Genomic DNA, 11425 nt, shown 5'->3' with positions numbered 1-11425 from the left:
AAAGCTCAAAGTAATTCTCCTCACAATGTTAGTATTCGACCACTACCATTGTAAGCAATCACTTTGAGTTTTTTGTTCGAATTAATTATAGAATTTGCCAATAGTAAAACTGTTTATGCAAATGATGATGTACAGAGTGGAGTTGGCAACGCAAGTGTATCAACTCTGACCCAAAATAATGGGAGTTCTAACTCGGTTTCTCTAAAAACTGGGTCTGTTTTGAATCAAGCCTCGCAGAATTCTGATAACAAACAGTCGAGTTCGTTAGATGATGCTGCTAGCCAGTCTGGTGAAAGTAGTTCTGTTGTGCCTGAGAGTGCATTTGCAAAAGGTTCTACGGTTTCTGAGAAAAAGCAAAATAGTACTAGCAGTCAAAGTGCTGCTTCAAGTATTTATTCGGCTGGATCCGAGAGCTCCCACAACGCTTCTGTAACGGCAGCTAGTTCAGTGCAGCCTACAAGTGCTACAAGTGCTACAAGTGCTACAAGTGCTACAAGTGCTACAAGTGCTACAAGTGCCAACCTAGAGAACTCTAAAAGTGTTTCGTCACAGAATCTAACTTCGATGCAAAGTGAAACGTCAGCCAATTCCGAGTCAGTAAAGTCTTCTGCAAGTACAACTGACGAACAAAATAACACAACAAGCACTTCTAATTCGGAAGCAAGCGGCAGTGCTGAGCAGACAGTAAAAGTGGCCGCTTCTGTCGCTGTCAGTGATGGCTGGAAGCAAGGTAATACTTGGGGCTATTATCAAAATGGTAATGCAGTTACAGGTTGGCAGGCCATTAATGGTGCCTGGTACCATTTTGACAACTCAGGTCAAATGCAAACCGGTTGGTATCAACAGGATGGTAACTGGTACTATCTTGAAAACTGGGGTGGTATGGCCGGTAATTGGCAAAACATTGACAATAATTGGTACTATTTCAGTAATTGGGGTGGTATGAGCAAAGGTTGGCAATGGAGTAACAATAATTGGTACTATCTCGAAAACTGGGGTGGTATGCACCGTGGTTGGCTTTGGGATGGTAACAGTTGGTACATGAATGATCGTACTAATGGTGAAACTTTGTACAATTGGCAGAGTATTGATGGTCAATGGTACTTAATGGCTAACAGCGGTCGCATGCAAACCGGTTGGGAACAAATGAATGGTAGCTGGTATCACATGGGTGGCAACGGTGCGTTGCAAACTGGCTGGCAGGCCGTTGATGGTAACTGGTACTATCTAACTAGTTGGGGTATGGATACTGGTTGGCAGTGGCTCAACGGATCTTGGTTCCATTTTAACGGCTGGGGCGGTATGAATACTGGCTGGTATGGTGATGGTTATAACTGGTACTATCTAGGTAATAGTGGATATCTCAATACCGGTAGACAAAGAATTGGCAATAAACTTTATTATTTCAACGGTGCAGGTCAATTGCAGGATAACTATGTAGACTGGGGCAACGATTACGGCTATTATGCTGGACAGTGTACAGCGTATGCTGCCAAGAAACTGGCCGCTGAAGGTGTTAACCCATATGGTAAAGGCAACGCTGCGGACTGGGTATATTCTGCCGCAGATGTAACCTATAATAATCCAGCAGTTGGTATGATTGCTTGGTCAACAGCCGGTTATTATGGTCACGTTGCATATGTGGAAGCTGTTTCCGGTTCTTGGGTATTTGTTTCAGGAGCAAATTACAACGGTTTAGCTTATCACATGCGTTGGGTTCAAATTGGTGATGGCAGCTTTAATGGTTATCTTACATTTTAAAATCAGAAATTAAGAAGATCCTCAGTGACGGTTAAGCCCGTGAACTGAGGATCTTTTTTTGGCATTTATTTAGTTGACTGTTGCGCAGCAGATACAAGTTCGTTAGCAAATTCATCAAGCTGTTTAATATCGTCAGCGTCAGGGGAAAGGTTTATTTTGATTTTTTTTGCACCTCGGGTGGCTCCGCTGTCAGCTAACCGAGAATCAAAGCGGTCAACGGCCACGCCATAATCATCGCCATAAAAGACATCACCGGACCCCGCAACTCCAAACACTTTACCATTTAACGTAATGTCCGCGAGATCATCATAGTAATCAATACCTTCCTCGGGAAGTGCCCCTTCGTCATAAGTATACGGAACAATCACGACAATGTCTGTGTCATTTAAATCTTGAACATTTGCCTGCGAGATTTCCTCCTCGGTCACGACAACGTTTAAATCTTCCAAAGCTTCTACAATAATGTCGGCAACATCCTCGTTATTTCCAGTGATTGTTGCGTAAACAACGCGTGCTTTCATCAAACTTGCTCCTTCAATAATTTTTGAATAGTACGATAGTTTTCCTGAGTGTCCATTTCATACATTGAAGTATCTTTGACCTGATGGGTTGTAACGGAAATCTGGTTTAGTAATGCGACTGGTATATCATCCCAATAACCTTTTTTCTCGAGAAGTTGTGACGTTTGCGAAAATTTAGGTAACGCTTTAAGAATCGTTTGAGCGGTTACTTTGTCCCAGTATGAAATACCAGACATAGACGGAACGTGATCATCTGTAACAGACATTTTAACGACCTCTCCATTACTATCTGTTAGTGGGCACCATTCCGCACCATGAATTGTTCGGAGAATAGTATAGTATGTGCTCTTTTGGGGATGATAGAGAAAAACGTTGTCACGAAGGACCGTATCGGCATCAATAACAAAAGAGTCGCCGAAGTACTTTGAAGCACATGCAAAAGAATAGACGTTATTATAATCGCTGAAGTGATCATTATAAAGAAAATGAAGATTGAGTTCTTTTAAGTCTGGATACTGATTTTGAAGAATTTCAAACTGTTCATGCAGATAACCGACTACGATGTAAATATCGTTGATATTTGCATCATGAAGCATCCTTAATGTTCTAACTAGGTTTGGTGTTCCATTGATTTCAAGCAAGGATTTTGGACGATTCTTGGTCATCTCTTTAAAGCGGCTTCCTAGTCCAGCCGCCATGATAATTGCGTTCATTATTTGTGCTCCTTAGGAATCATTCTCGCAACAATAGGAATTTTACGAAGAATAAGTTGTTTGGAATCCGCAGTTAATACGGAACCTAAAATGATTATTGATGCTAATAACAGTGAAGTCAAGGAGGCTTTGTTTCCTACCACTATACCAATAACAATAGCCCAAGCTGAGTAGCTAATGTTAAGTCCCATTGCTTGGACGGCTCCCAATACATTAATAGAGCCATAGTAGAATTTATATGACAAACTACCAGCAATAGCAGTAAGAAGGAGTAAAAAAATAATTGGGGAGTGAAAGATTTCAAAAACGTGATGATAACCAGAAGGAACTATTGGAATGATGCCGACTGCGAAGACGATTCCAGAAATCAGTTGGCGAATCTGCAACGCGTCATCTGACGAAAGGTCATTCTTCATACCATATGCAGAGATAACAGATTCCGACCCCCATCCAATTACGCATAGTGCGGCGAAAATGAATCCGATGGGGCGAATATTTGTGGTGATAGTCGCACTCATTCCTGTAAATATCGTGCCGCCGATAGCTAGGGATAATCCAACAATGGTGGAGAGATTGGGCCGTTGTCTGAAAACAATAAAATTAAGTAGCGCGCCAAAGGCTGGGTACATAGCAGAAATAATTGCAGTGTATGTTGGGCCTATATAATGAATAGACAGCGCATAACCTGTCATTCCAACCGGTCCGCCAAAAACGGCAGCAAACATTACCCAATGTGCACTTGGACTCTTTTTTAAAATTCTTAAAAAATTGAAAAAATAATTTTTAGGATTGCTAATAATATTTAAAATCAGCAAAACCATAGCAGAAAAACTGTCATGAAGAAACGTAGCAATCAAAGGTGCTGTGCCAGCAAAATATTGAAAGGGTCCATGGGCTAAAATAAGACCTATCAGTACGGTGTCTAATCCCCACAATGCACCGCCGGATAATCCATTTAACCGTTGCCGAAAATATTGTCGTTGATCATACATAAGCTAGCACCTGAGTAAGTTCTTTTCTTGCGCGTTCAAAGCGTTTCTTTCCGTATTCGCTGAAATCGACGCCACTCGCTGTTTTGACAAGAGACCATGTGCTCCACAAAACGTCCTGGAAGGCTTTGTAAACTAAAACTTTTCGTTTAAGTAATAAATTGTCAGATGCATTTGAATAATGCGCTAAGAAGTCGTCTTCTTCAGCCCGTGAGAGCTCACTCTCGTTAATTAGCGCTGCTAAATCCCACGCTGGATCGTTGTTACCGGAATACTCCCAGTCAATTAAGTACAAGGAGTCTTCTGAACGATTACTTGAGATACCCTTGATGAAATTTTCCGGCACTAAATCGTTGTGACATGGCAGGCTTTTTACGCCTAAAGTGTTTTTTAAATATTGATTAGCTTTTCTGACTTCTTCTTTAACATCTGAGTAGTAGTCATAATAATTAATTGACAAGTCATTTGCTGCAGACTCGTAATGTGACCATTCGGATTCAAACGAAAAATTGTTGCTGAAGTTCATCTTTGAATGATGCACCTGATAAAGTAAGCGGGCAACTTGATGATAATTTGATGGTATCCTCATGGACCGTGCAGAAAAAGTGACCGCTCCAGGAATGGTTTCCGTAATTTTTATGCCGGAAGTAGGGTCCATAAAGAGAGTGGGTACGTTAAAGCCGAGCTTGCTTGCTTGTTCTGCATTCGGTTTTTCAGTCATACGATTAATCAATTTGCTGGTTCCCTTTCCAGGAATGCGAACGAAACATTCGCGCCAACCTTTATTTTCACCTTGAATGATTTCAGCAGAGTAATTTGTATTAGTCATCCCACCAGCGTATACGACATTTTTAACGTTTTGCGAAGGAATATTTAGAGCGTTGACGATTGTCTGTTTAGCCTGATCAATTTTATTATCTGATTCATTTGCTTTGATTAATGGAAATACATCTTGAATCGCTTTCACCAAATCTTTAGGGGTATCAATATCAATCCAATGTAAATCGTCTGTAACTAGACAATTTACTGGGGTAATATTTGAGAGTTGTGCAATCAGGTATTCATAATTAAGCCAAGGGTTTTCATTTCTCATATAGGCGGACAACATCAGTTGATAAAAGGCAAAGGATACCTTGCTAATTCCGATCATTTCAGCGGATAAACGGTTCATTTGACGAATATCTTTTGAAATTTGAATGAGTTGATTTTGACTATTAAAATCAACAAAGGCTTCGTCATGTGATCCACTAAGAGGGGATACAAGAATTGTATTTTCTGTTGTATCTTGTAGCAAAACATCTAGCATCGCATCGTCGAACAAGAGGTCGCCTTCAAGTAGCAAAAATGAATCGTTAATTTGTGTGCCTGCTTGTGAGAGTGAAGACATCGTCCCCGCATGTTCATAGTCTTTAACTTTAACTAGGGTGACTTCTGGTGTATCTTGAAGCGCTGTTTCTATCAATTCACTTTGGTACCCACAAACGATAACGATATGTTTAATTCCACGATCTACGAGTTTTTGAATGTTACGCAGTAGGAGTATTGTATTTTCGTCAATTTTTGATAGAGCAACAGGCTGATCTGAAGCGGTTGAATGACCAGCAGCCAAAATGACAGCCGTGGTGAAAGTGCTCTTCCGTAGCGACATAGGTAATTGTATTCGTGTATGCTTGGATAGACTGTCAAGAATAGATTGTTTTCCAGCGCTTGTCAGACGATACTGTGGTTTTTGTCGAGACCCCAAATTTTTAACATTGTCAAGCGACTCTAATTTTGATAGTATCGATTGAACCTTGGTTAGCGAGAACTCTGAGACTTCAGCAAGACGACGCTGTGAAAAAGATTGCGCATTTTGCGCTGATTGTATTAATAACAGTATTTTTAACGTATCATTCATAACTTTCCTCCAGGTGTTCACAAAAAAGAACACCTGAAGCGTAACATAAATCAATTGAGATGTTAATTAAACCTCCATTAAAACAGCTTCTGGTATTAAATAAATCAGTTAATTGGAGTCTTTTTTCTGGTATGCTTTACATCAATGGTCGATTTCATTTAGTAAAAATGGCAAAAAGGGGTCGTAATGAAAACAATTCGTAATTTGTTTTATAATGCATCATATCAATTGCTGATTACGTTGATTCCCTTGTTGACGCAGCCGTACATTTCGAGGGTATTGCTTCCGAAAGGAAACGGGATTTATACATATACGTGGTCAATCATTCAGTATTTTGTATTAATCGGTGACTTGGGTATTACATTATATGGTAATCGGGAGATCGCTTATCACAGAGATGATAAAAAAGAACGATCACGGATTTTTTGGGAAATTGAAATATTGCAGCTCTGTACAACAACGATTTCTGTGCTAGCTTTTTTTCTTTTTCTACATTTTGATCATCAGTATTTTACCTTCCAACTTTTACAAATTGTTTGGCTCATTGCTCAAGGAATTGACATCTCATGGTATTTCATGGGCTTGGAGGATTTTAAAAAAACTGTTTTACGAAATACTTTGGTAAAGGCCGTTTCGGTTGTTTTGATTTTTGTCGTTGTCAAAACACCAGCCGATTTGTGGAAATATATTTTGATTCAAGGCGGAGCCCAATTGCTTGGAGGACTGTCCTTATGGCCATATTTGCGTGGATCAGTTGAACGCGTTTCTGTATCAGTCAACGGGATTATTAAGCATCTGTATCCGGCATTTGTCTTGTTTATTCCTAATATTGCCATACAGGTCTATGCGGTAGTAAATAGAACAATGTTAAAGCAGTTTGACTCCACTGTTTCAGCAGGATATTTTAACTTCTCTGATTCTCTGGTAAAGACGATTCTGTCAATTGTCACAGCTACTGGAACTGTTATGCTTCCGCATATAGCTAATAAGTTTTCTCAAGGGGACATGCGAGGTGTTAATAACAGCCTATATAGAAGCATGAATTTTGTTTCCGCAATTTCTGTTCCGTTGATGTTTGGCTTAGCAGCATTAAGTATGAAATTTGCGCCGTGGTTTTTCGGTCATAAATATAATGAAGTTGGAGAATTAATCTTTTTTGAAACGCCAATTATCGTATTAATAGCATGGAGCACGGTAGTCGGCAGGCAGTATTTAATGCCAGTCAAGAGGATTCGAGATTACACGATTTCTGTCACTATTGGTGCGGTTGCGAACATTATTGTTAACGTACCTTTAATTTTAGCGGTTGGTGCGAGTGGCGCTGCCATTGCAACAGTCATTTCCGAGGCGTTAGTTACTGCCTATCAAGTTTTTGCGGTAAGGGATTCCCTACAAATCAGAAAAATGTTTACGGGCCAGTGGAAGTATTTCGTCAGTGGGTTGGTAATGTTCGTTATTGTTAATTTCATCAGTAGCAGAATATCCATGACGTTTATTCATCTTGGAGTGGAAGTGTTTATTGGCATAATAGTTTATACGGTAGGTGTCATGTTAACTAGGGCACATATTGTCGATGAGGTAAGACGCTTGGCTCGTGCACGGTTTCATTGATTCAAAATGTTATGCTGACATTGTCACCTTCGTCAATAAATGATAATCTAACTTAGTCATAAGATGTTGATCTTAGCAAAAGGGGATTTTTTCAATCAATACAAAGAAAACAGTCAAATCGAGAACTTATCGATTTACTAAAAGGCTATTGGATATTTTGTTATCGGCGCTCGCTTTGATAGTGCTTAGCCCGGTATTTCTTGTTGTGTGGTTAATGTATAAAATCAGTCCTTCCAATCGTGGACCTGTGATCTTTAAACAACGACGAGTTGGAAAAGGCAACAAAGATTTTTACATTTTTAAATTTCGTTCAATGATTGTTAATGCTGACGATAAGTTGCGACAAGATAAAGATTTGTATCAAAAGTATTTGGATAACAATTATAAATTGCCGCCCGAAATGGACCCACGGATCACAAGTTTTGGGAAATGGTTAAGAAAATCGTCTGTGGACGAATTGCCACAATTCGTTAATGTACTGCGGGGGGAAATGTCTCTGATTGGGCCTCGACCTGTTGTTCGTGAAGAGCTGGTTGAGTATGGTGATCAGGTAGACAAGCTATTATCGGTTACGCCAGGTGCAATGGGATTGTGGCAGGCGAGTGGCCGAAGCAATATTGGGTACCCTGAACGTTGTGAAATTGAATTGTATTATGTCGATCATGCGTCGTTATGGTTTGATACAGAGATATTTTTCCGCAACATTTTTCATATAGCCAAATCTGATGGCGCATACTAGATTAAGGATGGCAACTAAGATTGAAAACTAAAATCATTGTCGCAACACATAAAAATTACGAAATGCCTGAAAATACGGAGCTTTACTTACCAGTATTTGTTGGCAAATCACTTCATCCAGATGTTAACCATACTTTTCAAGGTGATAATACTGGCGATAACATTTCACTTAAAAACTCTAGCTATAATGAGCTGACTGCTCTGTATTGGGCTTGGAAAAATGTCGATGCTGATGCCATTGGATTGGTACACTATCGGCGGTATTTAAGTTTAAAACGTTCTAAATCGTTGACGGCAATTCTGAATCAAAAGCAAGTTGATCAACTGTTTGAACAGGTTGATGTCATTTTGCCAAAAAAACGCAATTATATTATTGAATCCAATTATTCTCATTATATCCATGCTCATCATAAAGAGCCGTTGGACTTAACACGAGATATTATTGAGTCTGATTATCCAAAGTATTTGCAAGCGTTTGACAAGGTTATGAAAAGATCCAGTACACATATGTTTAATATGTTCGTAATGAAATCCAAATGGCTGGATTTGTACTGCACTTGGCTATTTGATATTTTAGGAAAACTTGAAAAACGTGTGGACGTTACCGATTATGATACATATGAGGGACGGGTATATGGCTTTATCAGTGAGCTGCTACTTGACGTCTGGTTGGATACTTTGAAACCGCAAGTTGCTGAAGTGAATTATGTTCATATGGAAAGTGAGCATTGGCTGAAGAAGGGAACCGCCTTTATTGCAAGGAAAATCAACCCTCAAGTTAGAAAATAGGTAAAAACCATGGATTTATTGATTTTGACACCATTTATGAATGGGTATGGGGGTACAGAAAAGGTTATCGCTAATTTTTGTGATGCCTTTGCGACCGTCGATCCTCAAAATGTTAATCTGAAAGTAATAGATTTCGGTGGGACAGTGAATGATGCTTGGGCGCGCAATCGTCCCGTGGAAATTGTTAACATGGCGAAAAATCGCAGGATACGAAACGTGCAATACGCTTTGACATTGTATTCTAAGATTTCACGAGTGCTTAGAAATCAAAAATTTGATTTTGTTGTTAGCACGAACCCATTGATGTGGAGCATGGCTTACGAGTTTTGCAAGCGACATAAGCTACGCACAAAAGTGATTGCTTGGTATCATTACTCATTAGAACGTAAACCGATTAGAAATGTTTTTTTAAAACGTGCTGATTATTACTTTGCGATTAGTACAGGAATCAAAGAAGAGCTGATGGACGCAGGCATTTCACCTGCTCGGGTAAAGTTGATTTTTAATCCAGTTGAGTCAGTTGATCGACCAATTTCTAGGTCTAAGGCAAGCAATCGATTTGTCTATCTCGGAAGAACGATTCTTGACGGTCAAAAGAATATACGTGAGTTATTAGTTTCTCTGTCGAAACTAAATGCTGATTTAGATTGGCACTTAGACTTATATGGAGATGGTGAGGATCGTGATGAAGCGCCTCGACTTGCTGAAAAATTGGGCATTAATGACCATTTAACCTGGCACGGATTCGTCGAGAATCCCTGGTCAAAAATAACCGTTGCAGATGTTCTTTTGCTAACTTCAACATATGAGGGCTTCCCGATGGTCCTAATTGAGGGGGCATCTCGCGGATTATTTTTAATTTCGTCTGATTGTCCCACTGGTCCGAGTGATATTATATCGAGACAAAATGGTACTTTATATCCGCTCGGTGATGTTAATTCGCTGTCAAAAAAGATTACCAACATCATTGAACACAAAGATCAATTACCATCTCAGGACCAAATTCGAGGTTCAGTTCACCAATTTCATTATGATGAATATGTAAATAATGTCGTGAAGGCTTTACAAGAAATGGAGAAAGTTAATGGCTGATTATGATTATTTAATTGTCGGTTCGGGTTTGTTTGGTGCTACGTTTGCTTACGAAGCGGCAAAAAGAGGTAAACGTATTAAAGTGATTGAAAAGCGCAGTCATATCGCTGGAAACATTTACACGAAAGAGCAAGATGGCATTCAGGTTCATCAGTATGGTGCTCACATTTTTCACACGTCTGATAAGGACATTTGGGACTATATTCAACAATTTGCAGAGTTCAATCGGTACACAAATTCTCCTGTAGCAAATTACAAGGGTGAACTGTATAATTTACCCTTCAATATGAATACATTTAATAAGCTGTGGGGTGTTACAACTCCAGCTGAGGCAAAAGCAAAAATTGAGGAGCAAAAGGCTGCCGCCAACATTAGCGACAAGGAACCACGCAATTTGGAAGAACAGGCAATTTCTTTAATTGGAACAGATATTTATACTAAATTGATTAAGGGCTACACGGAAAAACAGTGGGGACAAAAGGCAACTGATTTGCCAGCCTTCATTATTCGTCGTTTACCAGTCCGCTATACATTTGATAACAATTATTTCAATGATACGTATCAGGGTATCCCAATCGGTGGATATACGCAGATTGTCGAAAAAATGTTGAATAATGATCTGATTGATGTTGAAACTGGCGTGGACTTTTTTGATAAAAAGGAAGAATATCTGCGTGATTACCCACGCATTATCTTCACCGGCATGATTGATCAATTTTTCGACTATCAACTAGGAGAATTGCAATACCGTTCACTTCGTTTTGAAACCGAAGAGATGGACACTGATAATTATCAAGGAAATGCTGTTATTAATTACACAGATGCGGAGACACCTTATACGCGTGTAATTGAACACAAACATTTTGAGTTTGGCAAAGGCGATAAGGGGAAGACCTTTGTTACTAAAGAATATCCAGCTACTTGGAAACGAGGCGACGAGCCGTATTATCCGGTTAACAACAAGGTAAATAATGACTTGTATTCGCAATATCGTAAGCTTGCTGAATCAGAGCCCAAAGTTTTGTTTGGTGGACGGCTCGGTATGTATCGGTATTATGATATGCATCAGGTTATTCATGCAGCACTGACAGCAGTTTCTAATGAATTCAAATAATTATTTATTTAGTTAATATTTTAATTTTGATTAGCTTAGGACATCATGATTGATGTCCTTTTTTTTGCGAATTGATAGTTTTCTGCTTTGAGTTATATATGAGGCAAATTACAAGTTTAATCCGAACAAGCCCGGAATCTTTCAATGGCAGTCTGTTGATGATGTATTTTTAATGGTCGTTGATTAATTAGTTCAAGTGC

General features: G+C 39.4%; 10 protein-coding genes. 6 read left to right on the top strand and 4 right to left on the bottom strand.

Going from position 1 to position 11425, the window contains the following annotated elements; translation table 11 throughout:
• Positions 1-219: 219 nt before the first annotated feature.
• The gene (locus GB992_RS11340) at positions 220-1761 is read left to right on the top strand and encodes a CHAP domain-containing protein (protein WP_161002541.1); all 1542 of its coding nucleotides are present in this window, start codon (positions 220-222) and stop codon (positions 1759-1761) included.
• Between the two features lie 65 nt (positions 1762-1826).
• Here the strand turns inward: GB992_RS11340 and GB992_RS11335 are convergent, their stop codons facing one another.
• Genes GB992_RS11335 through GB992_RS11320 form a run of 4 tightly spaced genes read right to left on the bottom strand, consistent with a single transcriptional unit; the run spans position 1827 to position 5881 of the window.
• Positions 1827-2285: a flavodoxin gene (locus GB992_RS11335; protein WP_178913898.1), complete on the bottom strand. Its 459-nt coding sequence runs from the start codon at positions 2283-2285 to the stop codon at positions 1827-1829.
• Positions 2282-2995, bottom strand: a complete 714-nt coding sequence (locus GB992_RS11330; RefSeq protein WP_161002539.1) for an NTP transferase domain-containing protein — start codon at positions 2993-2995, stop codon at positions 2282-2284. The genes GB992_RS11335 and GB992_RS11330 overlap by 4 nt, the downstream gene beginning before the upstream one ends.
• Positions 2995-3987: a DMT family transporter gene (locus tag GB992_RS11325; RefSeq protein ID WP_161002538.1), complete on the bottom strand. Its 993-nt coding sequence runs from the start codon at positions 3985-3987 to the stop codon at positions 2995-2997. Before GB992_RS11325 ends, GB992_RS11330 begins: the two co-directional genes overlap by 1 nt.
• The gene (locus GB992_RS11320; protein ID WP_161002537.1) at positions 3980-5881 is read right to left on the bottom strand and encodes an NTP transferase domain-containing protein; all 1902 of its coding nucleotides are present in this window, start codon (positions 5879-5881) and stop codon (positions 3980-3982) included. The genes GB992_RS11325 and GB992_RS11320 overlap by 8 nt, the downstream gene beginning before the upstream one ends.
• A gap of 186 nt (positions 5882-6067) precedes the next feature.
• On the opposite strand from GB992_RS11320, the gene GB992_RS11315 reads away from it, so the two are divergent.
• From GB992_RS11315 to glf, 5 genes are all read left to right on the top strand, one after another.
• On the top strand, positions 6068-7492 hold the full coding sequence (locus GB992_RS11315) for an oligosaccharide flippase family protein (protein ID WP_161002536.1): 1425 nt from the start codon (positions 6068-6070) through the stop codon (positions 7490-7492).
• Between the two features lie 94 nt (positions 7493-7586).
• The gene (locus GB992_RS11310) at positions 7587-8231 is read left to right on the top strand and encodes a sugar transferase (RefSeq protein ID WP_161002542.1); all 645 of its coding nucleotides are present in this window, start codon (positions 7587-7589) and stop codon (positions 8229-8231) included.
• 20 nt (positions 8232-8251) lie between these two features.
• Positions 8252-9019, top strand: a complete 768-nt coding sequence (locus GB992_RS11305; protein WP_161002535.1) for a DUF4422 domain-containing protein — start codon at positions 8252-8254, stop codon at positions 9017-9019.
• 9 nt (positions 9020-9028) lie between these two features.
• Positions 9029-10111 carry a glycosyltransferase gene (locus tag GB992_RS11300; RefSeq protein WP_161002534.1) on the top strand — a complete coding sequence of 361 codons (1083 nt, stop codon included), beginning with the start codon at positions 9029-9031 and terminating at the stop codon, positions 10109-10111.
• Positions 10104-11225: a UDP-galactopyranose mutase gene (glf, locus tag GB992_RS11295; RefSeq protein WP_161002533.1), complete on the top strand. Its 1122-nt coding sequence runs from the start codon at positions 10104-10106 to the stop codon at positions 11223-11225. Before GB992_RS11300 ends, glf begins: the two co-directional genes overlap by 8 nt.
• Positions 11226-11425 lie beyond the last annotated feature (200 nt).

This window comes from Furfurilactobacillus milii (assembly GCF_009863985.1).
GTDB lineage: Bacteria > Bacillota > Bacilli > Lactobacillales > Lactobacillaceae > Furfurilactobacillus > Furfurilactobacillus milii_A.
The sequence above is the reverse complement of the archived record's forward strand: the minus strand, read 5'-3'. Positions and strand labels throughout refer to the sequence as shown.